The organism is Thalassococcus sp. BH17M4-6 (assembly GCF_049323015.1).
Taxonomy (GTDB): Bacteria; Pseudomonadota; Alphaproteobacteria; order Rhodobacterales; family Rhodobacteraceae; genus Puniceibacterium.
This window is the reverse complement of sequence record NZ_JBMPGU010000014.1, coordinates 96333-121982: the sequence shown is the minus strand read 5'-3', so window position 1 is coordinate 121982 and position 25650 is coordinate 96333. Positions and strand designations below refer to the sequence as shown.

At 68.3% G+C, this 25650-nt stretch carries 25 protein-coding genes and 1 riboswitch; of the genes, 19 read left to right on the top strand and 6 right to left on the bottom strand.

The window, feature by feature from the left end:
- From ACOXXX_RS18005 to ACOXXX_RS17960, 10 genes are all read left to right on the top strand, one after another.
- The coding region (locus ACOXXX_RS18005; RefSeq protein WP_422827996.1) for a bifunctional 5-dehydro-2-deoxygluconokinase/5-dehydro-2-deoxyphosphogluconate aldolase at nucleotides 1-1900 on the top strand (1900 nt) is incomplete at its 5' end.
- Between the two features lie 44 nt (nucleotides 1901-1944).
- The gene (locus ACOXXX_RS18000) at nucleotides 1945-2844 is read left to right on the top strand and encodes an alpha/beta hydrolase (RefSeq protein ID WP_422827995.1); all 900 of its coding nucleotides are present in this window, start codon (nucleotides 1945-1947) and stop codon (nucleotides 2842-2844) included.
- Nucleotides 2845-2930: 86 nt separating this feature from the next.
- Nucleotides 2931-3980 carry a Gfo/Idh/MocA family protein gene (locus tag ACOXXX_RS17995; protein ID WP_422827994.1) on the top strand — a complete coding sequence of 350 codons (1050 nt, stop codon included), beginning with the start codon at nucleotides 2931-2933 and terminating at the stop codon, nucleotides 3978-3980.
- Nucleotides 3977-4987, top strand: coding sequence for a Gfo/Idh/MocA family protein (locus ACOXXX_RS17990; protein ID WP_422827993.1), 1011 nt, complete (start codon nucleotides 3977-3979; stop codon nucleotides 4985-4987). The genes ACOXXX_RS17995 and ACOXXX_RS17990 overlap by 4 nt, the downstream gene beginning before the upstream one ends.
- Nucleotides 4984-6048 (top strand): Gfo/Idh/MocA family protein, encoded by a 1065-nt coding sequence (locus ACOXXX_RS17985; protein ID WP_422827992.1) that lies wholly within the window; start codon nucleotides 4984-4986, stop codon nucleotides 6046-6048. Before ACOXXX_RS17990 ends, ACOXXX_RS17985 begins: the two co-directional genes overlap by 4 nt.
- Nucleotides 6049-6090: 42 nt before the next feature.
- The gene (locus ACOXXX_RS17980; RefSeq protein WP_422827991.1) at nucleotides 6091-7353 is read left to right on the top strand and encodes an ABC transporter substrate-binding protein; all 1263 of its coding nucleotides are present in this window, start codon (nucleotides 6091-6093) and stop codon (nucleotides 7351-7353) included.
- 64 nt (nucleotides 7354-7417) lie between these two features.
- On the top strand, nucleotides 7418-8386 hold the full coding sequence (locus ACOXXX_RS17975) for a carbohydrate ABC transporter permease (RefSeq protein WP_422827990.1): 969 nt from the start codon (nucleotides 7418-7420) through the stop codon (nucleotides 8384-8386).
- Entirely contained in the window at nucleotides 8379-8552 is a 174-nt protein-coding gene (locus ACOXXX_RS17970) for a hypothetical protein (RefSeq protein WP_422827989.1), read from the top strand. The genes ACOXXX_RS17975 and ACOXXX_RS17970 overlap by 8 nt, the downstream gene beginning before the upstream one ends.
- Nucleotides 8545-9597 (top strand): carbohydrate ABC transporter permease, encoded by a 1053-nt coding sequence (locus tag ACOXXX_RS17965; protein WP_422827988.1) that lies wholly within the window; start codon nucleotides 8545-8547, stop codon nucleotides 9595-9597. The genes ACOXXX_RS17970 and ACOXXX_RS17965 overlap by 8 nt, the downstream gene beginning before the upstream one ends.
- 30 nt (nucleotides 9598-9627) lie before the next feature.
- Nucleotides 9628-10707: an ABC transporter ATP-binding protein gene (locus ACOXXX_RS17960; protein ID WP_422827987.1), complete on the top strand. Its 1080-nt coding sequence runs from the start codon at nucleotides 9628-9630 to the stop codon at nucleotides 10705-10707.
- A gap of 19 nt (nucleotides 10708-10726) precedes the next feature.
- Here the strand turns inward: ACOXXX_RS17960 and cobT are convergent, their stop codons facing one another.
- A complete protein-coding gene (cobT, locus tag ACOXXX_RS17955) occupies nucleotides 10727-11743 on the bottom strand; it encodes a nicotinate-nucleotide--dimethylbenzimidazole phosphoribosyltransferase (RefSeq protein WP_422827986.1) in 1017 nt (338 codons plus the stop codon).
- Nucleotides 11727-12257, bottom strand: coding sequence for a bifunctional adenosylcobinamide kinase/adenosylcobinamide-phosphate guanylyltransferase (gene cobU / locus ACOXXX_RS17950; RefSeq protein ID WP_422827985.1), 531 nt, complete (start codon nucleotides 12255-12257; stop codon nucleotides 11727-11729). The genes cobT and cobU overlap by 17 nt, the downstream gene beginning before the upstream one ends.
- Before the next feature lie 64 nt (nucleotides 12258-12321).
- Between cobU and ACOXXX_RS17945 the strand changes: the two genes are divergently transcribed.
- The 5 genes from ACOXXX_RS17945 to bluB are packed head-to-tail and all read left to right on the top strand — an operon-like array spanning nucleotide 12322 to nucleotide 16252.
- Nucleotides 12322-12915 carry a histidine phosphatase family protein gene (locus ACOXXX_RS17945; protein ID WP_422827984.1) on the top strand — a complete coding sequence of 198 codons (594 nt, stop codon included), beginning with the start codon at nucleotides 12322-12324 and terminating at the stop codon, nucleotides 12913-12915.
- A complete protein-coding gene (locus ACOXXX_RS17940; protein WP_422827983.1) occupies nucleotides 12906-13700 on the top strand; it encodes a hypothetical protein in 795 nt (264 codons plus the stop codon). Before ACOXXX_RS17945 ends, ACOXXX_RS17940 begins: the two co-directional genes overlap by 10 nt.
- On the top strand, nucleotides 13697-14635 hold the full coding sequence (gene cbiB, locus ACOXXX_RS17935) for an adenosylcobinamide-phosphate synthase CbiB (protein WP_422827982.1): 939 nt from the start codon (nucleotides 13697-13699) through the stop codon (nucleotides 14633-14635). Before ACOXXX_RS17940 ends, cbiB begins: the two co-directional genes overlap by 4 nt.
- 16 nt (nucleotides 14636-14651) lie before the next feature.
- Nucleotides 14652-15632 (top strand): threonine-phosphate decarboxylase CobD, encoded by a 981-nt coding sequence (gene cobD, locus ACOXXX_RS17930; RefSeq protein ID WP_422827981.1) that lies wholly within the window; start codon nucleotides 14652-14654, stop codon nucleotides 15630-15632.
- Between the two features lie 2 nt (nucleotides 15633-15634).
- Entirely contained in the window at nucleotides 15635-16252 is a 618-nt protein-coding gene (gene bluB, locus ACOXXX_RS17925; protein WP_422827980.1) for a 5,6-dimethylbenzimidazole synthase, read from the top strand.
- On the opposite strand, the gene ACOXXX_RS17920 is transcribed toward bluB, so the two are convergent.
- Genes ACOXXX_RS17920 through cobO form a run of 4 tightly spaced genes read right to left on the bottom strand, consistent with a single transcriptional unit; the run spans nucleotide 16249 to nucleotide 19386 of the window.
- Nucleotides 16249-17697, bottom strand: a complete 1449-nt coding sequence (locus ACOXXX_RS17920) for a cobyric acid synthase (protein WP_422827979.1) — start codon at nucleotides 17695-17697, stop codon at nucleotides 16249-16251. The two genes, bluB and ACOXXX_RS17920, sit on opposite strands and share 4 nt — an antisense overlap.
- Complete coding sequence (locus ACOXXX_RS17915; protein ID WP_422827978.1) at nucleotides 17694-18299, bottom strand: HAD family hydrolase; 606 nt, start codon at nucleotides 18297-18299, stop codon at nucleotides 17694-17696. The genes ACOXXX_RS17920 and ACOXXX_RS17915 overlap by 4 nt, the downstream gene beginning before the upstream one ends.
- A gap of 12 nt (nucleotides 18300-18311) precedes the next feature.
- Nucleotides 18312-18770 carry a cupin domain-containing protein gene (locus ACOXXX_RS17910; RefSeq protein ID WP_422827977.1) on the bottom strand — a complete coding sequence of 153 codons (459 nt, stop codon included), beginning with the start codon at nucleotides 18768-18770 and terminating at the stop codon, nucleotides 18312-18314.
- A gap of 4 nt (nucleotides 18771-18774) precedes the next feature.
- The gene (gene cobO, locus ACOXXX_RS17905; RefSeq protein ID WP_422827976.1) at nucleotides 18775-19386 is read right to left on the bottom strand and encodes a cob(I)yrinic acid a,c-diamide adenosyltransferase; all 612 of its coding nucleotides are present in this window, start codon (nucleotides 19384-19386) and stop codon (nucleotides 18775-18777) included.
- Nucleotides 19387-19426: 40 nt separating this feature from the next.
- Nucleotides 19427-19644: riboswitch (cobalamin riboswitch) on the top strand.
- Between the two features lie 75 nt (nucleotides 19645-19719).
- On the opposite strand from cobO, the gene ACOXXX_RS17900 reads away from it, so the two are divergent.
- Genes ACOXXX_RS17900 through ACOXXX_RS17885 form a run of 4 tightly spaced genes read left to right on the top strand, consistent with a single transcriptional unit; the run spans nucleotide 19720 to nucleotide 25650 of the window.
- Complete coding sequence (locus ACOXXX_RS17900; RefSeq protein WP_422827975.1) at nucleotides 19720-20139, top strand: DUF1636 family protein; 420 nt, start codon at nucleotides 19720-19722, stop codon at nucleotides 20137-20139.
- Nucleotides 20132-21187 carry a cobalamin biosynthesis protein CobW gene (gene cobW, locus ACOXXX_RS17895; RefSeq protein WP_422827974.1) on the top strand — a complete coding sequence of 352 codons (1056 nt, stop codon included), beginning with the start codon at nucleotides 20132-20134 and terminating at the stop codon, nucleotides 21185-21187. Before ACOXXX_RS17900 ends, cobW begins: the two co-directional genes overlap by 8 nt.
- Nucleotides 21188-21229: 42 nt before the next feature.
- Entirely contained in the window at nucleotides 21230-24520 is a 3291-nt protein-coding gene (cobN, locus tag ACOXXX_RS17890; RefSeq protein ID WP_422827973.1) for a cobaltochelatase subunit CobN, read from the top strand.
- A complete protein-coding gene (locus tag ACOXXX_RS17885) occupies nucleotides 24517-25650 on the top strand; it encodes a cobalamin biosynthesis protein CobG (protein ID WP_422827972.1) in 1134 nt (377 codons plus the stop codon). Before cobN ends, ACOXXX_RS17885 begins: the two co-directional genes overlap by 4 nt.

Here is a 25650-nt window from a genome sequence, read left to right as displayed (position 1 = left end):
CCTTGATCTGATCACCATTGGCCGGTCTTCGGTCGATCTTTACGGCGCGCAGATTGGCGGGCGGCTTGAGGATATGGGGTCGTTCGACAAATACATCGGCGGCTCGCCCACCAACATCGCCTGCGGCACCGCGCGGCTGGGGCTGAAATCGGGGCTGATAACCGGCGTGGGTGACGAGCACATGGGGCGGTTCATACGCGAGCAGTTGGGGCGCGAAGGGGTCGACACCCGCGGCGTCAAGACGGACCCGGACCGGCTGACCGCGCTGGTACTGCTGGGCATCCGCGATCAGGACAGCTTTCCATTGATCTTCTATCGCGAAAACTGCGCGGACATGGGGCTGACCGAGGACGATATCGACCCCGACTACATCCGCTCTGCCCGGGCGGTGGTGGCCACCGGCACGCATCTGAGCCACCCCGAGGTCGAGGCCGCGACGATCAAGGCGCTCGAAATCGCGCGGGCGAACGGGCAGCAGACCGCGCTCGACATCGACTACCGCCCGAACCTGTGGGGCGTGGCGGGACATGGCGACGGCGAAAGCCGGTTTGTGGAAAGCGCGGCGGTCACGGCGAAATTGCAGTCGACGCTGCATCTGTTCGATCTGATCGTCGGCACCGAAGAGGAGTTCCACATCGCCGGCGGCAGCACCGACACCATTGCCGCCTTGCGTGCGGTCCGGGCCGTGTCGGGCGCGACGCTGGTGTGCAAGCGCGGGGCGGCGGGCGCGGTGGCCTTCACCGGCGATATCCCCGACAGCCTCGACGATGGCCAGGCCGGGCCGGGGTTTCCCATCGAGGTCTTCAACGTGCTGGGGGCCGGCGACGGGTTCATGTCCGGCCTGCTGAAAGGCTGGCTCGACGGGGCGGACTGGCCCACGGCGCTGAAATACGCCAATGCCTGCGGTGCCTTCGCGGTCAGCCGTCATGGCTGCACCCCCGCCTACCCCAGCTGGGATGAGCTGCAGTTCTTCTTTGAACGCGGGATCAAGCGGCCAGACCTGCGCAACGATGCCGAGCTGGAACAGGTGCACTGGGCCACCAACCGGCATGGCGACTGGTCTTCGGTCAAGACCTTCGCCTTTGACCACCGCCTTCAGCTTGAAGAGATGGAGGGTTACACGCCGGAAAAGGGCGGGAAATTCAAGGAACTGTGCCTCGATGCGGCTTTGAAAGTTCAGAATGGCCAGCCCGGCTACGGCATTCTTTGCGACAACCGGATCGGGCGCAGTGCCCTGCACCGGGCCACCGGCAGCGGCCTCTGGATCGGTCGCCCGACCGAGCTTCCGGGGTCTCGACCCATCGCGTTCGAGCCCGAGTTGGGCGACGATCTGGGCGGATTGCGCGAATGGGCGCGGGAAAACGTCGTCAAGCTGCTGGTCTTCTGCCACCCCGATGACGACGACAAGACCGCCAAGATGCAGATCGCGCGGGTCAAGCGGCTCTTTACCGCCGCGCGGCGCAACGGGCTGGAATTCCTGCTGGAAATCATCCCGTCGAAGGTCGGCCCGGTCGATGATGACACGTCAGCAACGCTGATCCAGAGCTTCTATGACGCGGGCGTCTTTCCCGACTGGTGGAAGCTGGAGCCGTTCAAGACCGAAGCCGCCTGGGCCAGTGCCGTCGCCGCCATCGAACGCAACGACCCACGCACGCGCGGGATCGTGGTGCTGGGGCTGGACGCGCCCGAGGAAGAGCTTGCCGCCTCTTTCGCGCTGGCCGCCCGGCAACCGCTGGTCAAGGGATTCGCCGTGGGGCGCACGATCTTCGGCGATGCGGCGCGCGCCTGGCTGCAGGGGCAGTTGATCGATCGCGCAGCCGTCGATCAGATGGCCGACCGCTACGCCCGGCTGTGTCACACATGGGAGGACGCCCGCGCCGCTGCCCGGGCTGCCGGTTAAGCGCGGTCCGTGCCCAAGTATTCACGGGGCCAAGGAGGCTGAAAATGCGCGACGCCCTGCGGCACCTTCTGGGCAACTCCCTGCCCGGCCCCGGCTTTGCCGAGGCCCGGACAGAGACCAGGACCGATCTGGATGGCTGGCCGCTTGACCGGCTGATCTTTCGCAGCGCCGACGGGGCCGAGGATATCCCGACACTGTTCCTGCGGCCGCCCGACGGGCATGCCAAGGTGCCCGCGGTCCTCTATGCCCATGCCCACGGCAACCGCTACGACCGGGGCTGTGACGAACTGACGGCTGGCAGGCCGTCCCTGCAAGGCCCCTATGCGCCCGACCTGCGGCGGCTGGGCATCGCGGCGCTCTGCCTCGAGATGCCGTGTTTCGGCGCGCGGCAGCATCCGGGGGAGGCGGCGCGGGCCAAGGCGTTGCTGTGGCAGGGTCGGACGCTCTTCGGGCAGATGCTGGACGAGCTTCAGGCCGGTGTCGGATATCTTGAGAACCAGCCCTTTATCGACGCCGACCGGATCGGCGCGCTGGGGTTTTCGATGGGCAGCACGCTGGCCTGGTGGCTGGCCGCGCTCGATCCACGGATCAGGGCCGCCTCGGCGCTTTGTTCCTTCGCCGATCTGGGGCACCTCGTCAGCTCTGGCGCGCATGACGGGCACGGCATCTACATGACCGTGCCGGGCCTGCTGCCGGTCGCGCGCAGCGGCCAGATCGCCGGGCTTGCCGCGCCGCGCGCCCTGCAAATCTGCGTGGGGCTGCAAGACTGGTCGACGCCGAAAGACGCGTTCGAATGCGCCCGCGCCGATGTTGAAGAGGCTTACCGCGCCGCCGGAGCCGAGGCGCATCTGACGTTTCACGTTTCGCCCGACACCGGCCATGCAGAAACCCCACAGATGCGCGCCGATGTGCTGACCTTCCTGCACCGAACCCTTTGCCACTGACATCACCGAGGCGGCAGGCATTTTCCGATTTCATCCCCTGTCCGGTGTGCTAGGCCTTGGCGTAAACGACGGGGAGGCTGCCTGAATTGACCCAACCGCCACGCAAGACCGCCGCGCTGATCGGGGCGGGCATGGTCGCCCGAACCCATGTGGCCGCGATTGCCGCAGGCAACACCGTCCGTCTTAAAACCATCTGTGCGCGGGGTCTGGACAAGGCCACGGCGCTGGCCCGAGACGCCACGGACCAGACCGGCCAGGACGTCACCGCCACCAGCGATCTTGCGACCGTCGCGGCGGACGTCGAGATCGACTTTGCCATCGTGCTCACGCCGCCCGATGCGCGCGCGTCGATCATCCGCCCCCTTGCAGAAGCGGGCAAGCACATCCTGCTGGAAAAACCCATGGGCCGGAACGCGGATGAGGCGCGCGAGGTCATCGCGATCTGCCGCGACGCGGGCGTGACGCTGGGCGTGGTCTTTCAGCACCGGATGCGCGCGGCCTCTCTTGCCGCGGCAAGGCGCATCGCCTCGGGCGATCTGGGGGCGTTGGGGCTGGTCGAGATCACGGTGCCCTGGTGGCGGGCGCAAGGCTATTACGACGACCCGGGCCGCGGCACCTATTCGCGCGACGGCGGCGGGGTGCTGATCAGCCAGGCGATCCACACGATCGACCTCGCGCTCAGCCTTGCCGGGCCGGTCACGTCGGTGCGCGCCATGGCCGCCACCACCCGCTTTCACACGATGGAGGCCGAGGATTTCGCCGTGGCCGGGCTGACGTTTGCCAATGGCGCGGTCGGGTCGATGGTGGCCAGCACCGCCAGCTTTCCCGGCGGGGCCGAATCCATCACCCTGCATTACGAAAAGGCCAGCCTGCACCTGGCCTCGGGCCAGTTGGTCACCCGCTGGCGCGATGGCCGGGAAGAGTCTGAAGGCGCCGCAGGCGGCACCGGCGGCGGGGCTGATCCCATGGCCTTTACCCACGCATGGCACCAGGGGATCATCGAGGACTTTGCCGCCGCGCTGGCCGAAGGCCGCGACCCTGTCGTGACCGGTGCCGCCGCCCTGCCCGCCCACGCCCTGATTGACGCCACCATCCGCTCTGCCCGCAGCGGCTGGATCGAGGAGATCGAGACATGACCACCCCCTTGCGTTTCGCCGCCATCGGCATCGACCACCGGCACATCTACGGCATGGCAGCCAACATGATCGACGCGGGTGCAGAATTCGCGGGCTGGTGGACCGACGGCCACCCCAACACCGAAGAGGGGTTCCTGAGCCGCTTTCCCGACGTGCCCCGCGCCGCCAGCGCCGAAGCGCTTCTGGACGATCCGTCCATCGGGCTGGTGCTTTTGTCCGGCATCCCGCGCGACCGGGCGGGCTGGGCCGTCAAGGCGATGGAGGCGGGCAAGGACGTGCTGAGCGACAAGCCCGGCTGCACCACGCCTGACCAGCTGGAGACCCTGCGCGCCACCGTCGCCCGCACCGGGCGCATCTGGTCCATCGATTTTTCCGAACGGTTCGAGGTGCCTGCCGTCACCCGCGCCGCCGAACTTGTGGCCGAAGGTGCCATCGGGCGGGTGATCCAGACGCTGGGCATCGGGCCGCACAGGCTCAACCGCGCGACCCGCCCGGACTGGTTCTTCGATCGGGCGGCCTATGGCGGCATCCTGACGGACATCGCCAGCCACCAGATCGACCAGTTCCTGTTCTTCACCGGTTCGACCGAGGCCGAAGTGACCATGGCCACCGTCGCCAATTACGCCAATCCCGCAGACCCCGGCCTGCAGGATTTTGGCGAAATCGCGCTGCGGGGCGATGGCGGGCATGGCTATATCCGGGTCGACTGGTACACCCCCGACGCGCTGCCCACCTGGGGCGACGGGCGGCTGACGATCCTCGGCACCGAAGGCTATATCGAGCTGCGCAAATACGTGGACGTGGGGCACGAGGGTACCGACCACCTGATCCTCGTGAACGGGACGCGCTGCGACCGCATCGACGCGTCGGGCGCTGGCCTGCCGTTCTTTGCCCGGCTGATGGCGGACATCCGCGACCGGACGGAAACCGCGATGACGCAAGAGCATGCGTTCCGGGTCTGCGACCTGTCGCTGCAGGCGCAGGCCATGGCCGAGGCGGCGCAATGATCCGCGCCGCCATCGTCGGCGCCGGGATCGGGGCCGAACATCTGGCCGGATACCGCGCCCTGCCCGACCGCTTTGCCGTGACCACGTTGTGCGATCTCGACACCGCGCGGGCCACCGCCGCCACGGGCCGCGATCCGGCGATCCGGATCACCGCCGATCTCGACACGGTTCTGGCCGATCCCGACATCGATCTGGTGGATGTCTGCCTGCCGCCGCATCTGCATTTCCCGGTGTCGGTGCAGGCCCTTGAGGCGGGCAAGCACGTGATCTGCGAAAAGCCCATCGTGCGGTCCCTGGCCGAGGCGGACCGCCTGCAGGCCGCAGCCCAAAGTGCGGGCCGCCGGGTGTTTCCTGTGTTCCAGTACCGCTATGGCCGGGCAATGGCCCAGCTTGAGGCGCTGATGGCCGCAGGCCTCGCGGGCAAGGCATTTGTCGCCAGCATCGAAACCCACTGGAACCGCGGCGCCGCCTATTACGACATCCCCTGGCGCGGGACCTGGGCCGGGGAATCGGGCGGCGCACTTTTGGGACACGCGATCCATGCCCACGACTTGCTGTGCCGCGTTCTGGGCCCGGTCGCCGAAATCGCCGCCTTCGCCGACACCCGCGTCAACCCGATCGAGACCGAGGATTGCGCCGCCATCGCCTTTCGTATGCAAAGCGGCGCGCTGGCCACCAGTTCGGTGACTTTGGGTGCGGGCGACGACACCACGCGGCTGCGCTTCTGTTTCGAAGGCTTCACCGCCGAAAGCGGATCCGCGCCCTACACGCCCGCGCAGGATACCTGGCGCTTCATCGCCCGCGACCCGGCGCAACAGGCCCGCATCGACGAGGTGTTGACTGGCGTGCCAACGGGTCATGCGGGCTTTGCCGGGTATCTCGCGGCGGTGGCCGAGGCGCTGGCGGGGCGACCGGGGCAAGAGGTAACGCTCGAGGATGGCCGCCGGTCGATCGAACTGGTGACAGCGCTCTACACGGCGCTGCGCGGTGGCGGGCCGGTCAGCCTGCCGCTTGAAACGGATTCGGCGTTTTACAACGGATGGATGCAGGCAGTACGGTAACCGGGAGCGATCACATCAGGAAACTTGGGAGGACCCTGAACGATGAAAAGAACCATACTGAAGACGACCGCGATGGCGGCGGGTCTGGGCCTGCTGGCAGGCGCTGCCGCGGCGCAGGAAATCCGGTTCATGTGCTATTCGGACGGCAATGAATGCGAGGTCTACGACGATCTGCTGAGCCGGTTCGAGGCCGAAAACGACGGTGTCGACGTGATCGTGGACGTGGTGCCCTATCAGGCGATCCTGGAAAACCTGCCCGTGCAGCTGGCCGCAGGCACCGGCCCGGACATGGCCAAGATCACCGATCTTGGCGGGCTCAATGAATATTACCTCGACCTGACGCCGCATATCGACACCGGGTACTGGGACGACTCGTTCGGCGACACGCTGAACTGGTACCGCGTGGGCGACCGGCAGGGATACTATGGCCTGCACACGCAGCTGACCATCACCGGCCCCTTCGTCAACGGCACGCTTTTCGAACAGGCCGGGGTCGATATGCCGGGCGAAGGCGCGACATGGGAAGAGTGGGCCGAAGCCGCCCGCGCCGTGGCCGAGGCGACCGATGCCGATTTCCCGATGGCCATCGACCGCTCTGGCCACCGCGTCGCAGGCCCCGCGATTTCCTACGGCGCCAAGTATTTCGACGCAGAGGGCAACGGGTCCTTCGAAGGCTTCGGCCCGTTCGCCGAACAGTTCGTCGCCTGGAACGAGGACGGCACCATGGCGCGCGACGTCTGGGCCAGCCAGGGTGGGGCCACCTATGCGGATGCCGCTCAGGAGTTCATCAACGGCGAGATCGCGTTCTACTACTCCGGCTCCTGGCAAGTGGGCCGGATGGACGAACAGGTCGGGGATTTCTTCGACTGGAAGGTCGTCGGATCGCCCTGCGGGCCGGCAGGTGCGTGCTCGGGCATGCCCGGGGGGGCCGGCGTGGTCGGTTTCGAACAGACCGAACATCCCGAAATCGTCGCGGCGATCATCGACTTCCTCGCGCAGGAAGAGATCTATGCCGAAGCGGCGGCCCGCACCCGCAACCTGCCCGCCCACCTGGGCGTCGCGGCGGCAGGTGTGGAGTTCGAGGATGCCTCGCCCGCCGCGCAGGCCGCGCTCAACGCCTTTGCGGCGGACCTGCCCAACGTGTCGCCCATCGCCTTTGCCTATCAGGGCTATGCGGGGAACCGCGCGATGTTCGGCATCACCGTGGAACGGCTGAGCCAGGCCATCGTCGGCGAACTGACGGTGGATGAAGCGTTGGCGCGGATGTCGGACGACCTGGCCGCCGCCATGGCCGAAACCAAGTAAGCCAGAACAACGGCCCCCCGCGCGCCATGCGCCGCGGGGGGCTTGTTTTCGGGACAAAGCGGCCATGCTGACGATCCTCACGCCGATCATGCGGATCATCGAGATCCCGATGCTGGCCTTGCAGCGGCTGTTGGGCATCAACCGACTGGCCTGGGCTTTCCTGCTGCCCAACCTGCTGCTGTTCGGCATCTTCGCCTTTCTGCCGGTGATCCTGAACGTGTCCTACGCCACCAGCGGCGGCGACAACGTGCTGCTGGCCGACCGGCCGTATGTCGGCGCGCGCAACTTTGCCAACCTGCTGGATTGCGGCAATTACCTCGATCCCAACGCCTGCCGCGAGGACAAGTTCTGGCGCGCGGTCTGGAACACCTGCTGGTTCGTCACCCTGCAGGTCGGCTTCATGGTCGGGTTTTCCCTGCTGACCGCGCTGATCCTCAACCGCGACATCCGGGCGCGCGGGTTCTTCCGGTCGGTCTTCTTCTTTCCGGTGCTGCTGTCGCCGGTCGTCGTGGCGCTGATCTGGAAATGGATCCTGCAACGCGAGGGCGTGCTCAACGCCTTTCTCGACTGGACCGGCGTGGGCGGTGTGAACTGGCTGGTGGACGCGCAATGGGCCTTTGGCTGGTCGGTCTTCATCTCTGTCTGGGCGCATATGGGCTTTTACACGCTGATCCTGCTGGCGGGATTGCAGGCGATCCCGCGTGACGTCTACGAGGCGGCGATCATGGATCGCGCCTCGGCCTGGCGGACGTTCCGGCGGATCACGCTGCCGCTTCTGTCGCCCACCATGCTGGTGGTGCTGGTGCTGGCGCTGATCAAGGGCGTGCAGACCTTCGATGAAATCTATGCCTTCACCGGCGGCGGGCCGGGCACCGCCACGACCTTCATCATCCAGTACATCTATGAACGAGGCTTTGCCGGGGCGCCGAGGCTCTTTGGCCTTGCGGCCGCCGCCTCGCTGCTGGTGGCGGGCGTGCTGGTGGTGCTGACGCTGGTGCAGCTTTGGGCCAACCGGAGGAATGTCGATGGCTAGATTCAAGACCGGGCGGCCCGAGTACAAAGCTCTTGTTATCGCCCGGATCGAGCCGCGCTCCGGCATGGACCCGAGGCCGCTTGAGGCCGCCTTGTCAGCGCTGATCCGCCCCCCCGGGCTGCGCTGGCACAACGCGCACCAACTGCGAGGACCGGCCCATGTCTAACATCCTGTCCTTCCTCACCGCGACCCGGGGCCGGGGTCGCCTGCACTGGACCGACTGGGTCAGCTACGGTTACCTGACGCTGGGGATTTTCCTGATGTTCGGGCCGGTGGTCTGGCTGGTGCTGTCCAGCTTCAAGGACCAGAACGAACTGGACCGGTTTCCGCCGCGCTTTCTGCCCTATGCTCAGGACAGGCTGGTGATCGACGGATTTGACGAACCGCTTCTGGCCTTCACCGTGACCGAGGGCGATCTCGCCGGGCAGGTCGTTGGCCAGACGCGCCGCGCCGCGGGCCGGGCCGAGGTCGTGGTGCCCGACGCCCCCGACGACCGCATCCGCCTGACCACCGACCAGTTGCAACCGCTGGAACGCGTCGCCTTTGCGACCGAGAATTACACCGGCCTTTTCGAACGCTTCAACTTTCTCCAGTTCTTCTGGAATTCGACCTTCATCACCATCACCGCGACGCTGCTGATGCTGCTGGTGAACTCCATGGCGGCCTTTGCCCTGTCGAAATACAAGTTCCGGGGGCGCAACGCCGTGCTGCTGATCGTGATCGGCACGCTGATGATCCCGCAGACCGTGGTGCTGGTGCCGCTCTTCCTGATCGTCACGGAACTGGGCATGTTCAACTCGCTCTGGGGCGTGATCATTCCGGGTGCCGCCACGCCCACCGGGGTCTTCCTGCTGCGCCAGTACATGATCACCATCCCGGACGAGATTCTGGACGCCGCGCGCATGGACAAGGCCAGCGAATGGAAGATCTTCTGGCGCATCATCATCCCGCTCTCGGCCCCCGCCATCGCGGTGCTGGCGATCCTCGCGATCATGTGGCGCTGGAACGATTTCCTCTGGCCGCTGATCGTGCTCACCCGAACCGAGAATTTCACCCTCCAGCTGGCGCTCAACTCGTTTCAGGGCGAGCTGCAGACCGACTGGCCCAGCCTGCTGGCCATGACCGTGCTGACGCTGCTGCCGATTGCCGCCGTCTTCATGTTTCTGCAACGCTATATCGCCACCGGCATCGCCTCGACGGGGGGCAAATGACCGGGATGACACCAATGGGAAAGACGTGACATGGCCAGGGTCGAACTGAAACAGGTGCGCAAATCCTTCGGCTCCGCCGAGGTGATCAAGGGCATCGACCTCGATATCGCGCATGGCGAATTCTGCGTCTTCGTCGGCCCGTCGGGCTGCGGCAAGTCCACGCTTCTGCGGATGATCTCGGGGCTGGAGCCGATCTCGGGCGGCGACATCGTGATCGGCGACGAGGTGGTCAACGACATCCCCGCCGCCGACCGGGGGCTGGCGATGGTGTTCCAGTCCTACGCGCTTTATCCGCACATGACGGTGCGCCAGAACCTCAGCTTCGGGCTTGAGAACATCAACACCCCCCGCGCCGAGATCGACGCCAAGGTCGAAGAGGTGGCGAAGATGCTGCAGATCGACATGCTGCTGGCGCGCCGCCCCAAGGACCTGTCGGGCGGCCAGCGCCAGCGCGTCGCCATCGGCCGCGCAGTGGTGCGCGAACCGCGGGTGTTCCTGTTTGATGAGCCGCTGTCGAACCTCGATGCCGAACTGCGTGTCGACATGCGCAGCGAAATCACCGCTCTGCACCGGCGGCTCGAGAACACGATGATCTATGTCACCCACGATCAGGTCGAGGCGATGACCATGGCCGACAAGATCGCCGTGCTGCGGCTGGGGGCGCTGGAACAGTTCGGCCGCCCGCTCGACCTCTACAACCGGCCGCGCAACCTGTTTGTCGCGGGCTTCATCGGGTCGCCCAAGATGAACTTTCTCGCGGGGCGCGTGTCGACGCAGGATGCGCGCCTGCTCGAGCTTGAGGGCGGAGAGACGGTGCCGCTGCCCGCTGACGGTTTTGCCCAGCGCCCGGGCGAGGCTGTGACGCTGGGCGTGAGGCCCAACCACATGACGATGGCCGAAGACGGCCCGGCCGGCATGACCGTGCGCAGCGTCGAACAGCTGGGCGGTGAATCCTACATTTACGGCACGCTGGCCAATGGCACCGCCCTGACGCTGCACCTGCCCGGCCAGATCGGCGCCACGATCGGAGAGACGCTGCGCGTCGCCCCGAAAACCGAAGAGGTGCACCTTTTCGACACCGACACGGGGCTGTCGCTGCGCCGGGACTGATGGGGCAGACCCCCGCTGGTCAGCCCCCGGACACCCCCGCCTCGGCAAAGGTGGCCATGCCGTTGTGACACTCCAACGCCGCGCGCAGCACCCCCAGCGCCAGCGCCGCGCCCGACCCTTCGCCCAGCGCCATGTCGAGCGACAGGATCGGGTCTTTCCCCATCGCCTCGAGCAGCCGGGCGTGGCCCGGCTCGGCGCTGCGGTGACCGACGAGGCAGTGCTCCAGCAATGCGGCATCCGCATCGAACAATGGCACCGCGGCCGCCGTGCAGATGTATCCGTCGAGGATGACCGGAATGCTCAGTGCGCGGGCCTGCAGCACCGCGCCGCAAATCGCCGCCTGTTCGCGACCGCCCAGCGCCTGCAACAGCGCCAGCCCGCGCTGGCCTGCGTGACGCGCCACGCCTTTCGCGACCACCTGCGCCTTCCGTTCGACCCCCTGGGCATCCGAGCCGGTGCCGCGCCCGACCCAGTCCTGCGCGGCGCCGCCAAAGCCTGCATGGGCCAGCGCCGCCGCGACGGTCGAATTGCCGATGCCCATTTCGCCAAGGATCAGCACCTGCGCCTCGGGGTCCACCGCTTCGGCCCCACGGCGCAGTGCCGCCAGCACCTCGGCCTCGTCCATCGCGTCGGCGGTGGTGAAGTCGCGGGTGGGCCGGTCAAGATCCAGCGCCACCACCGACAGATCCGCCCCGGCCGCCCGGCACAGCTGGTTGATCGCGGCGCCGCCGGCCTCGAAATTCGCGACCATCTGCGCCGTCACCTCTTGCGGAAAGGGGTTCACACCCTGCGCACAGATGCCGTGATTGCCGGCAAAGACCAGCGCCTGCGCCCGGGTGATCCGCGGCCTGTCGGTGCGCTGCCACCCGGACATGAACACCGCCAGTTCCTCCAGCCGCCCCAGCGCGCCGGGCGGCTTGGTCAGGCTGTCCTGCCGCGCCCGCGCGGCGGCGGTCGCTTCGGCGTCCGCCTGCGGCAGGGTTTCGGCAAGGCCTGCAATCTGCGCCAGCGCCGTGATCTCAGAAAGGATGGTCATTCGGTTTCACCTTCACCGGATAGCCCGCCACGCACAGCCAGACAGCTTCAGCCGCCTCCGCAACGGTTTGATTGAGCCAGCCCGCCGCGTCGCGAAACTCGCGGGCGAGGCGGTTTTCGGGCACGATGCCGGCCCCCACCTCGTTGGTGACGAACACCACCGGTGCGCGCTGCGCGGCCAGCGCATCGGCCAGGTCCTGCCCCGCCGCGCGCCAGTCAGCGCCAGACAGCATAAGGTTGCTGAGCCAGAGAGTCAGGCAATCCACCAGTCTGGGATCGCCAGCCTCATTGTCGCTTTCGCGCAAGGCGCCGAGCAGATCCAGCGGCACCTGCAGCGTCGTCCATTCCGCCCCCCGCCGGGCGCGGTGCGCGGCGATGCGTTCCGACATCTCGTCATCCTGCGCCTCTGCCGTGGCGATATAGACCGCGCGGCCCGTGGCGCGGAGGGCCAGCCTCTCTGCCAGGGCGGATTTGCCAGAGCGCGCGCCGCCCGTGATCAGTATCGACTTTTCCATGGCTCCGTGAGAAAGCAAATTTCAACCGGAATGGAAAGCGCGAAAGCGGAAGGACGGAAGGCCCGTGTCACAGCCAGGCAATACCGGCGCGCAACTGGTGCTGATCCGGCATGCGCCGGTCGCGCAAGCCGGTCGCCTGGTCGGGCGCACCGATGCCGACGCGCGCATCGACGCCAAGGCCGTCGCCGCGCTGGCAGAGGGGCTGGGCCGCGTCGCCGGGGTCGTCACCAGCCCGGCCCGGCGCTGCCGCCAGACCGCTGCAGCGCTTTGGCCAAAGGTCGATGCCCCCACGGATGCGCGGCTGTGGGAACAGGATTTCGGCGCGCATGACGGGCTGGCGTTGGCCGACCTGCCCGACCTTGGCCCGATGAGCAGCGCCGAGATCGCGGCCTATCGCCCGCCGGGCGGCGAAAGCTTTGACGACCTGTGCACCCGGGCCTTTCCGGCCCTGTCGGACTGTGCGGCCCGGGCGCATGCGCTGAGCGCGCCGCTGGCGCTGGTGGTGCATGCGGGCATCGTGCGCGCGGCGCTGGCGCAGGTTCTGGCGCACCGCCCCGCCGCCATGGCGTTCGAGGTCTCGAACCTGTCGGTCACACGGTTGCGGGTCGGGGCCAAGGGCGCCTTTTCCGTGATCGAGGCCAACCGCACATGGCCGTGACCGGGGTCGCCGTGGCCGGGCATTTCGGTGAATGGCTGCAAGGGCGTCTGGGCGCCGACGGGCCGCTGGCGCTGGTCACCGTTGCCTGCCCCGCCTTGCAGGTGCGCACCGGGCCCGGACCTGCCTCCGTGCCGCTGTTCGACGCGGCACAGCTGGCGCGCTTTGCGGCGGACCTTGGCCTGCGCGACCCGGCCTGGCCAACGCTGCAATACGACATGCCCTTCGGCTGCGGCGCCGGTGCCTCCACCGCGACACTGGTCGCGCTGGCCCGCTGGGCCAGCTTTTCAGGAACGGACGCAGAGCTGGCGCGCGCCTGCGTCAGGGTCGAGGGCGCGACCGACCCCCTGATGCTGCCCGCTCCCGACAGCGTGCTTTGGGCCCCGCGCGAGGGCCGGAGCCTACAAGCCCTGCCCCCGCCACCGGGGGCGGTGATCGTCGGCGGCTACTGGGGCGCACCGCAGCGCACCGACCCGGCGGACACCGCCTTTGATGATATCGCGGACCTGATCCCGGACTGGGACGCCGCCTGCCGCGACGGCGATCTGGCGCGCGCCGCAGCACTGGCCGCGACCTCGGCCCGCCGATGCACCGCGTCACGCGGCCCACAGGATCCGATGCCCGAACTGGCCCGCGACCTGGGCGCCCTGGGGCATCTGCGCGCGCATACCGGATCGGCGCGCGGCCTGATCTTCGCCCCCGGCGACGTGCCGGAGCATGCCGCCACAGCGCTGACCGAGGCCGGGCTGACCGGCGTGCTGCACTTCCCCACGGGCGGCAGCGCATGAGCTTTGCCGCGATGATGCTGATCGGCCTGTGCCTCGACGCGGCCCTGGGCTGGCCCGCCGCGGTCTATGCGCGCATCGGCCATCCGGTGACCTGGCTGGGAAAGCTCGTGAGCTCTTGCGAGAGGCGCTGGAACCACGGCCCCCGCGACCGGCGGCTGAGGATGGGCGCGGTGACCCTGTCGGTCTGCGTGATCGCGGTGATCCTGCCCGCGCGTCTGGTGCAGGCGGCCCTGCCCGACGGCGCGGTGGGGCTGATCCTGACCGGCGTGCTGGCCTGGCCGCTGATCGCAGTGCGGTCGATGCACGACCATGTCCGGCACGTGGCGTTGCCGCTGGCCGCTGGCGATCTGACGGCCGCGCGGCAGGCCGTGGCGATGATCGTCGGGCGCGATCCCGGGCAGCTTGATGACGCAGGCGTGGCGCGGGCGGCGACCGAGAGCCTCGCGGAAAACACCAGCGATGGCATCGTCGCGCCGATCTTTTGGGGCTGCGTCGCGGGCCTGCCGGGGATCGCGGCCTACAAGGCGATCAACACGCTTGATTCGATGATCGGCCACCGGTCGGACCGGTACGAGGCGTTCGGCAAGTTCGCCGCCCGGATGGACGATGTGGTGAACTGGGCGCCCGCGCGGCTGACGGCGCTGCTTTTTGCTTTGACCTCGGGCCGGGCGGCGGGCCGGGCGCTGCGCGTTGTGCTGGCGGATGCGCGCCATCACCGCTCTCCCAACGCGGGCTGGCCCGAGGCGGCGATGGCCGGCGCATTGAACGTGCGGCTGTCGGGCCCCCGGCTTTACGGCGACGTCATCGCAGAAGAGCCGTTTGTCAACGCAGCCGCCCCCGATCCCTCCCCATCGGACGTGGCGCGGGGCCTTGCACTTTACCGCCGGTCCATGGTCTTGCTGGCCGCGGGGCTGGCGGTCATCGCACTGGCCTGAGGCACGGGAGGCAGCGATGCAGATACACGGCGGCGATCTGGACCGCGCGCGGCGGGACTATGGCGGGTCCGACTGGCTCGACCTGTCGACCGGCATCAACCCCCGGCCCTATCCGATGCCGGACCTCGGGCCAGAGGTGCTGGGCGCGCTGCCGCTTGCCGATGATGTCGCGGCGCTGGAACGCACCGCGCGCGACAGCTTTGGCGCCCGCGACGAATGCGGTTGCCTGGCGCTCGCGGGGGCGTCGGCGGCGATCCAGATCATCCCGCGCCTGAGCCGCCGCCCGGGCACCGCGCGCATCCTCTCGCCCACCTATGGCGGCCATGCCGAGGCGCTGCGCGCCGCGCGCTGGACGGTCGAGGAGGTGGAGACGCCCGAGGCGCTGGCGGATGCCAACATCGCGGTCGTGGTGACTCCGAACAATCCCGACGGCAGGCGGTACAGCCCCGAGGAACTGATCACGATCGCGACCTCCACCGGTCTGCTGGTGATCGACGAAAGCTTTGCCGATGCCGCGCCGGAAGAGTCGTTCCTGCCGCACTGGCACCGGTTGCCGCAGGGCGCGGTTGTGGTCGTGCTGCGCAGCTTTGGCAAATTTTACGGTCTGGCCGGGCTGCGGCTGGGCTTTGCGCTGTCGGATACGCCGATCCTGCGGGACATGCGCGACAGGGCCGGCCCCTGGGCCGTCAGCGGACCGGCCATCGCTGCGGGCCGCGCGGCCTATGCGGACCGTGACTGGCAGCAGGCCACCGCCGCCCGGCTTCAGGACGACGCCGCGCGGCTGGACGCGCTGACGGCGGCGGCCGGCTGGACGCTGGTCGGCGGCACGCCGCTTTTTCGCACCTATGCCACGCCCGATGCCGCCGCCGCGCAGGACAAGCTGGCGCGCGCCCGAGTCTGGAGCCGGATCTTTCCCTACTCGTCGATCTGGCTGCGCCTTGGCCTGCCCGGCACCGAAGCGGGCTGGGACCGGCTGAGTGCAGCGCTCTTGCCATGAAGATGGACGACGGGCACGCCGCCGCGCTGCTGGACCTGATGACCTGGCGGCGCGACACCCGGCATTTCCGCCGCGATCCGCTGACGCCCGATCAGCTGGACCGGTTGCGCGCCGCGCTGGACATGGCGCCGTCGGTCGGCAACGCCCGGCCCTGGCGGGTGATCCGGGTGCGGGACGCCGATCTGCGCGCCAGGGTCCGGGCGGAGTTCGACCGCTGCAACGCCGCGGCGGCCGAGCGATATGACGACGCGACCCGCGCCGAGTATGCGCAACTCAAGCTCGCGGGCCTCGACCGCGCACCCGAACAGTTCGCCGTCTTCACCGACACCGCGCCCGACGCCGGGCGCGCGCTGGGGCGGCGGACCATGCCTCAAACGCTCGAACAATCGACCGCCATGGCGGTCCACGGCCTTTGGCTGACCGCGCGGGCGATGAATCTGGGGCTTGGCATGGTGTCGATCCTTGATCCCGGCCGGATGCGCGCGCTGTTCGACGTGCCCGATGACTGGCGGTTCACGGCCTATCTCTGCATCGGCCATACGGAGTTCGAGGATGACACCCCGCTGCTGCACCGCGCCGACTGGCAGGCCAATCTGCGGACCGAGTGGGACGAACGTTAGCCCGCCAGCGCCAGCAGCCCCGCGACATCAAGATGCGCCTCAAGATGGTCTGTCAGCGCGTCCAGTGTCGCCTCCACCGTTGCGGCATACCCCTGCTCCGACGGCACCGCACCCATTTCGGCAAGCCATGCGGCGCGAAAACCATCGTCGGCGAACATCCCGTGCAGATAACTGCCTGCGACCCGTCCGTCGGCGGAAACCGCCCCTTCGGGCCGCCCGTCGATCTGGGCAAAGGGTCGGGCGCGGTCGGGGCCATCGGACTGGCCGATGTGAATCTCGTAGCCCGAAAACGCCTGCTCCAGCCGCGCATGCCGCGCGCTGACCTCGCGCAGGCTCTTGTCACCGCCCATGACCGTGCGGATGTCCAGCAGCCCAAGCCCCGGCGTTTCGCCCGCGGGCCCCTCGATCCCGTCCGGGTCGGCCACCACCTGCCCCAGCATCTGGTAGCCGCCGCAAATGCCCAGCACCCGCCCGCCGCGCCGGTAATGCGCCAACAGGTCGATGTCCCAGCCTTGCGCGCGCAGAAACGCCAGATCACCACGCGTGGATTTGGAGCCGGGCAGGATCACCAGATCGGCATCCGCCGGGATCGGCTGGCCGGGGGGCAGCATCGTCACCCGCACGCCCGGTTCCTGCGACAGCGGGTCGAGGTCGTCGAAATTGGCGATGCGCGACAGGCGCAGACAGACCACGTGCAGCCCCTGACCTCGGGGGGCCGCCGCGATATCAAGCGCATCTTCGGCGGGCAGTTTCCAGGCCTCGGCGAACCAGGGGGCGACCCCGTAGCCGCGCCAGCCGGTGTGCTGCGCGATCAGCGCATAGCCATCGTCGAACAGCGACGGATCGCCCCGGAACTTGTTGATCAGAAAGCCCTTGATCCGCGCCGCATCTTCCGCAGGCATGACGGCCTGAGTGCCGACGATCTGCGCGATCACCCCGCCCCGGTCGATGTCACCGCAAAGCACCACCGGCAGCCCTGCCGCCTCGGCAAAGCCCATGTTGGCGATGTCGCCCTTTCGCAGGTTGACCTCGGCCGGGCTGCCAGCGCCTTCGACGATGACCAGATCGTGACGGGACTTGAGCCGCTCAAAGCTTTGCTGCACCGCGCCCATCAACGTCGGCTTGAGCCTGGCATAGTCGCGCGCCTTGGCGGTCGTGAGCCGCCTGCCCTGCACCACCACCTGCGCGCCCACATCGGTTTCGGGTTTGAGCAGCACGGGGTTCATATCCGTATGCGCCGCCAGCCCGCAGGCCAGCGCCTGCAACGCCTGCGCGCGCCCGATTTCGCCCCCATCGGCGGTGACGGCGGCATTGTTGGACATGTTCTGCGGCTTGAACGGCGCGACGCTGAGGCCCCGCCGCAGCGCCGCCCGACACAACCCCGCCACCAGCATCGACTTGCCGACATTGGACCCCGTGCCCTGGATCATCAGCGCTCGGGTCATGCCAGCCCCAGTACGCGCGGCAGGTCAGCGCGGGTCTGATCGGTGAAGTGAAACCCCCGCCAGCCGCGCGCGGTACAGGCGGCGATATTGGCGGCGGTGTCGTCGATCAGCAGGATGTCGCGCGGCGGCAGACCGGCCCATCGCTCTATCTGCGCAAAAAAGCCCGGATCGGGTTTTGCCACCCCCATCCGGCCCGAAGCGAAGATATGATCGACCCGCGCGCCGAACCCCATCGGCCCTTCGATGAATGCCGCCCGGTGGCGTTCGTTGTTGGTGCCGATCACGTGACGCGCGGGATGCGCCGTCAGCCAGCCCAGCACCTGCGCGTCGGGGTGGACATCGCGGGTGAACCAATAGTCCAGGAAGGCCTCTGCCGAAAGATCGTGGCCCTGCGCCGCCAGCCAATCGGCCACGAATTTCCGCAGGTCGATCTGCCCGCGCATGACCCGACGTGCCACGCCCGATCCGAAAAGGGCCGATGAAAACGCCTTTGGATCGATGCCCAGATCGGCCTGCAGCCGGTCAGCCCAGACGAACCGGCCCTGCACCACATTGGCGTTGAGCACGCCGTCGAAATCCCAGACGATCAGCGCAGGTGTCACCAGCCTGGCCCCTTATCCGACATGGTAGGGCTTGCGCTGTGTTACCGCGCCCATCGCATCGCGGTAGACCTTTTCGCCATCTTTCACTGTTACCGTGCCGCCCTCTGCATCGGTGTAGGTCACCTCGTCATCGCCCGACCGGGTGCCAACCACCAGATAGCGCACCGGGGCTGCGCCGCGGTTTTCCAGACAGTGCCCCACCGCCACCCCGGCCTTGAAACAGGCGGCCTGCCCCGGGGTCAGTGGCGTCGCCATGCCATCCTCGATCAGCGTGACCTCGCCCTGCAGGACATAGACCATCTCGTCCTCGCTGCGGTGCCAGTGCGGCCGCGACGACCGCCCACCGGGCCAGAGCGTTTCAACAAAGGCGCCGAACTGTGTCAGGCCGCCGCTGTCGCTGAGCAGATCGGCCTGCCAGCGGCCTATCTTATCCTCGCCCGCCTCGGTACGGATAGTGTCGACCCTGGGCATGGCCCTAGAACTCCACGCCCTTCTGCGCCTTCACGCCGTCGCGGAACGGATGCTTGCTCAGGGCCATCTCGGTCACCAGGTCCGCCGCCTCGATCAGTTCCGGCTTGGCGTTGCGGCCGGTCAGGCAGACATGCGTCATGAAGGGCTTTTGCGTCAGCAGGAAATCCACGACCTCGTCGATGTCGAGGTAGTCGTATCGCAGGGCGATGTTGATCTCGTCCAGCAGCACGAACTGGATCTCGGGGTCGAGGATCTGTTCCTGCGCGATCTTCCAGCCGTTCTGCGCGGCGGCGATGTCGCGTTCGCGGTCCTGGGTTTCCCAGGTAAAGCCTTCGCCCGACACGAAGAACCGGCACTCATCGGCAAAGCGTGTCCGAAGAAAGGTTTTTTCGCCGGTGTCCCAGTTGCCCTTGATGAACTGCACCACGGCGCAGGGCATGCCATGCGCGATGCAGCGCATGATCATCCCGAACCCGGCCGACGATTTGCCCTTTCCCGAACCGGTATGGACCATGATCAGGCCCTTTTCCTCGGTCTTGGTCTCCATCATCCTGTCGCGGGCCGCCTTGATCTTGCGCATTTTCTCGGCGTGGCGGGCGTTCACGTCTTCGGTCATCTGGCGATCCTCATTCTTGACAAGCGGGGCGGATTCGGCGCATCTGCCATTCTGCTGGTGCCTGTGTAAACAGGTGAAAAGGGAATGTGCAGCCGGGAAATGCCCGGCCAGGTACAGCCGCCCCCGCGACCGTCACCGGAAAGGTCGTCCCATGCCACTGGCGCGTTCGCCGGGAAGGCCGGACAACCGCGGGCCGCCCGACCGACCGGGCCGCCGTGATCCGCAAGCCGGGAGACCTGCCAGCGCAGAAACGACGAAGACCGGACGGGGTGTTCCGGTGTCGGGGTCAGCCCGCGCACGACCATGGGCCCCTCGCCATCTGACCCGCGTCCCATGACCCATGGGACCGAGGATATGACCGAAACGGCGCAACCGCCCGAACTGCCGCAGGCCGAGCTTCTGGTCTGCGTGAAATGCCGTCGCGGTCGGGAAATTCCCGCCGATGAACGCCGCCCCGGCCAGCGGCTCTTCGAGGCGCTGACCGCGACCCAGGCGCCCCACGGCCTGCGTGTCACCCCAGTCGACTGTCTGCAGAACTGCGATTTTGGCTGCACCGTGGCGCTGCGCGGCGGCGCGCGCTGGACCTACGTGTTCGCCAATGTCGACGAGGTGTCGCATCCGGACATGATCCTTGACGGCGCGCGGCGCTATCAGCAGACCCAGGACGGGCTGATCCCCTGGCGCGAACGGCCCGAACATTTCAAGCGCAACTGTGTTGCCCGTATTCCCCCGCAGGAGAGCGAACATGACTGATCTGGCAAAACTCCCCGTAACCGTCGTCACCGGCTTTCTGGGATCGGGCAAGACCACGCTGATCCGGTCGCTGATGCAAAACCCGGGGGGCAAGCGGCTGGCCGTTGTGGTCAACGAATTCGGCGATGTCGGCGTCGATGGCGAGATCCTGAAAAGCTGTGCGATCCCCGACTGCCCGGCGGAAAACATCATGGAACTGGCCAACGGCTGCATCTGCTGCACCGTGGCCGACGATTTCATTCCCACGATCGAGGCGCTGATGAAGCTGGACCCGCGCCCCGATCACATCCTGATCGAAACCAGCGGCCTGGCGCTGCCGAAACCGCTGCTCAAGGCCTTCGACTGGCCCGACATCCGGTCGCGCATCACCGTCGACGGCGTCATTGCGCTGGCCGATGCCGAGGCGGTGGCGGCGGGCCGGTTCGCGCCCAACGTGGCAGCGGTGGACGCGCAGCGTCTGGCCGATGACAGCATCGACCACGAAACGCCCCTGTCCGAGGTCTTCGAGGATCAGATCTCCTGCGCCGACATCATCCTGCTGACCAAACCCGACCTGGCCGGTCCCGAAGGCGTGGCCAAAGCGCGCGAGATAATCGCGGCCGAGGCCCCCCGCCCCCTGCCGGTGATCGAGGTGGCCGAAGGCGTGATCGATCCGCGCGTGATCCTGGGCCTCGAGGCCGCGGCCGAGGATGACATGGACGCGCGCCCCAGCCATCACGACACGCCGCATGATCACGACCATGACGATTTCGAAAGCATCGTTGTGGACATCCCCGAACAGGCCGACCCCGCGCATCTGGTCGCGGCGATCGAGGCACTGGCCCGCGATCACAACATCCTGCGCGTCAAGGGCTATGCCGCGGTCGCGGGCAAGCCGATGCGCCTGCTGGTGCAGGCCGTCGGCGCGCGGGTGCGTCACCAGTTCGACCGGCCCTGGAAACCGGACGAGGCGCGTCAGGGCCGGCTTGTGGTCATCGCCGAACATGACGACATCGACACGCGCGCGATCCAGGCGGCGCTCGGTGCGGTCAGCGAACCGGCGGAATAGGTGTAGGGTGGGTTTGTAACCCACCGCAGGTGGACCCCGGCAATGCATGTCATCTTTCGCGAAAGCCACGGGCTGGACGAGGCCGAGACCCCGAGCGATCTGGGCCAAAGCCCGGCGGAACTGGTGGTGCTGTCGTTTTCCGACAGCGACCTTGGCGCGTTCAGCGAAGGCTGGCATCGCGGCGGCGGGCCGCAGGGGCGCATGCCGACGCTGCGGCTGGCGAACCTTACCGCACTCAAGCATCCGCTGTCGGTCGACACCTATGTCGACCAGACGCTGGCGGGGGCCAAGGGCATTCTGATCCGCCTGATCGGCGGCGTGTCCTACTGGGCCTACGGGCTGCAGCAGGTGCAGGCGCTGGCCGCCGCGCGCGGCATTGCGCTGGCCGTACTGCCCGCTGACGGGCGGCCGGATGCGCGGCTGGACGACGCCTCGACCCTGCCCGCATCGACGCTGCGGCGGCTCGCGCATCTGTGCGACACTGGCGGGGTCGTTGCGGCGCAGGCAGCACTGGCACAGATGGCGCTGGCGGCGGGGCTTTACGCGGGGCCAGTCATCGGATCGAAGGTTCTGCCGCAGGTCGGCGCCTGGACGCCCGAGGATGGCGTCTGCTGCCCTTTGCGCGCACTCGATCAGACAAAGCCGCGTCTGATCGTCACCTTCTACCGGTCCTATCTCGTTTCTGCGGATCTCGCCCCGATCGCCGCCCTTTTCGACGCTTTCCGCGCACGCGGTTACGACGTGCTGGGGCTTCTTGCACCGTCGCTCAAGGCCCCGGATGCGGCGGGCTGGCTGCGCCGCCAGATCCGCCACCTCGCCCCGCGCGCCATAATCAACGCCACCGCTTTTTCGGGTCGTGGGGACGACGCGACCTCGCCGCTCGATGCGGGCGAGGTGCCGGTGTTTCAGGTGGCGCTGGCCACCTCGACCCGCAAGGCCTGGGACGAGGCCGACCGCGGCCTGTCGCCCGCCGATCTGGCCATGCATGTGGTCCTGCCAGAAGTCGATGGCCGCATCATGGGCGGCGTCGCGTCGTTCAAGGAACCGGGTCGGCGCGACGATCACCTGCAGTTTTCGCGCTTCTCGCACGTGCCGCAGACGGACCGGATTGACGCCATCGCCGACCGGGTACACGGCTGGCTGACGCTCGCCGCAACCCCCGCCGCGCATCGCCGCCCAGCGCTGGTGCTGTCGACCTATCCGGGCAAGGACTGGCAGATGGGCCATGCCGTGGGTCTGGACGCGCCCGCCTCCTGCGCCGCGATCCTGCAGGATCTGGCAGAGGCGGGCTATGACATCCCCGCCCCGCCCGCCGATCTTGGCGCGGCGCTGCAGGCGCGCAGTCTGGCGTGGCCGCTGGCCGAGTATCGCGCCGCGCTGGACGGGCTGCCGCAAACCCTGCGCGACGATCTTCACACCGCCTGGGGGGCGCCCGAAGACGATCCCGATCAGCACGACGGCGCGTTCCATTTCTCCGCGCTGAAGCTTGGCCAGGCTTTCATTGCCCTGCAGCCGGAACGCGGCACGCCGCGCACACGCGACGACGATTATCACGACCTGTCCCGCGTGCCCCGGCACGGCTATGTCGCCTTCTATCTGTGGCTGCAGCAGCGCGCGCAGGCGCTGGTGCACATCGGCGCGCACGGCACGCTGGAATGGCTGCCGGGCAAATCCGTGGCCCTGTCGCGCAACTGCTGGCCCGATGCGCTTACCGGCGCGCTGCCGGTCATCTACCCCTTCATCGTCAATGACCCCGGAGAGGCCGCTCAGGCCAAACGCCGCATCGGCGCGGTGACGCTGGGCCACATCCCGCCGCCGCTGCGCGCCAGCGGTACGCCCGACCGGCTGGCCCGGCTCGAGGCGCTGCTGGACGAATTTTCCAACGCCGACGGGCTCGACCCGCGCCGCCGCGACCGGCTGCAGACCGACATCCGGGACGAGGCGCAGGCGCTGGGGGTCGAGGAGGATCTGGGCCTGGACCGCGCCGCCTGCAGCGCCGAGGCGATCACCCGCATCGACCGCTTCGTCTGCGATATCAAGGAAAGCCAGTTCGGCGACGGGCTGCACGTCTGGGGCCGCCCGCCCGCCGTGCCCGGCAGCTTTGACACCGCCGCGTCGGTCATCGCCGAACGCGACGCCCTTCTTGGCGCGCTCGACGGGCGGCGCATCGTGTCTGGCCCGTCCGGCTCGCCCTATCGCGGGCGCGCTGACGTGCTGCCCACGGGCCGCAACCTCTTCACCACCGATCCCCGGTCGGTCCCGACCCGCGCGGCCTATGCGCAGGGCGAACGGCTTGCGGCCGAGTTGATCCGCCGCCACCTGCAGGACGAAGGCGACTGGCCGCGCGGCTTGATCGTCGATCTTTGGGGGTCCGCCACGATGCGCACCGCGGGCGAGGAATTCGCCATGGCGCTGGCGCTTCTGGGCGTCCGCCCGGTCTGGGATGCCGGGTCAGAACGGGTGTCGGGCATCGAGGTCCTGCCGGTGGCCGAGCTCGATCGCCCCCGCATCGACGTGACGCTGCGTGTTTCGGGCCTGTTCCGCGATGTTTTTCCGACGCTCTCGACCCTCTTTGGTCAGGCCGTGCGGGCGCTTGCGGCGCGGGACGAGGCGGCGGACTGGAACCCCTACGCGGGCCGAAGCGATCTGGCGCGGGTCTACGGCCCCGCGCCGGGGCAATTCGGACTGGGCATGGGTGCGGCGCTCGACAGCTATGACGCGGACAGCAGGAGGGCGGCGGGCGAGGCCTGGCTCAAGGCCAGCGCCTGGGCGCTCGACGGCGATGCGGCCACGCAGGATGCGACCGGTCTGCGTGCCCGGGTAGCGGGAGCGGAGGCCTTTGTGCATCCGCAGGACCTGCCAGAAACCGATCTGCTGCTGGCCGAGGATTACGCCGCGCATGAGGCCGGGTTCGCCGCCGCACAGGCCATGACAGGCGGCAAGGCCGCGCTCTATCACCTTGACAACACCGACCCCGCCCGCCCCCGCGCAAGAGGCTTGAGCGAGGAAATCGCGCGCGTCGTGCAGGCCCGTGCCGCCAACCCCGGATGGATCGCAGGCATGCGGCGGCACGATTTTCGCGGTGCCGCCGAAATTGCCGCGACGCTGGATCATATGGCCGCCTTCGCGCATCTGGCGGGCGCGGTCAGCCCGCATCTTTTCGACCTTTACCACGACGCCACGCTGGGCGATCCGCAGACCGATGCCTTCCTGCGCGAGGCCAACCCGCAGGCCCATGCGGCGATGCAGGCGCGCTTTGCCGCCCTGCTAGAGGCGGGGCTGTGGCAGACCCGCCGCAATTCGGTGCTGGCCGGTCTGGGGGCGGCGGAATGAGCGTGCCACAGATCAAGGGCTGGTGCCCCGGCGCGCATCGCCCCATGCTGTCGGGCGATGGGCTGGTGGTCCGCGTCCGCCCGTTTTTCGCAGAACTGACGGCGGCGCAGGTTCTGGGCCTCTGCGCGCTGGCCGAACGGTTCGGCAACGGCACGATTGATCTTACGTCACGCGCCAATCTGCAAATTCGCGGCGTGGCAGAGGCGGATCATGCAGAGCTGCTGCACGGGCTGGAAGAGCTGGGGCTGATCGACGTCGACCCGGCGGTCGAGGGCCACCGCAACATCCTCATCGCACCTGACTGGACGCGGGGTGATCAGACCCACCGGCTGTGCACGGCGCTGCTGCGGGCGCTGCCGGATCTGCCCGATCTGCCGCAAAAGATGGGCTTTGCCATCGACACCGGTGCCGCTGGTCACCTGGCCGCAGGGTCGGCGGATGTGCGGTTTGAACGCGACGCCGACGGCGCGCTGATCCTGCGCGCGGACGGCGCGGCATTGGGCACACGGATCACCGAGGCCGATGCGATGCCGACGCTCAGGACGCTGATGGACTGGTTCATCGACACCGGCGGCGCGGCCTCTGGCCGGATGGCACGGCATCTGAAAACCACAAAGCTGCCTGCCCGGTGGCAAGAGGTGCCGCCGCGTTCGCAGGGCGATCCCTGTCAGCCCGGCCCGACCCCGGAAGGGGCGATCATCGGCCTGCCCTTCGGCCACGTGACCGCTGCCGATCTCTCGGCGCTGATGCGCGACAGCGGGGCGGGCAGCTTGCGGATCATGCTTGGCCGAATGCTCTGGCTGCGCGGCGCGGGCAAGGTAAAGGCCAAGGGCTTTGTCACCCGATCCGGCGACCCGCTGCTGACCGCCCACGCCTGCCCCGGCGCGCCCTTCTGCCCGCAGGCCAGCGTTGCCACCCGCGACCTGGCCCGCACGCTGGCCCCGCGCCTGCCCCGCGGCGAAACCTTGCACGTGTCGGGCTGCGTCAAGGGCTGCGCCCACCCCCGCGCGGCGGACCTGACGCTCGTCGGACGCGACGGCGCTTTCGACCTTGTCAGGCAAGGGTCCCCGTGGGATGAGCCGGAGCGCCGCGGCCAAACCGCCCAAGACCTTCTGGACCTGATGACCTGA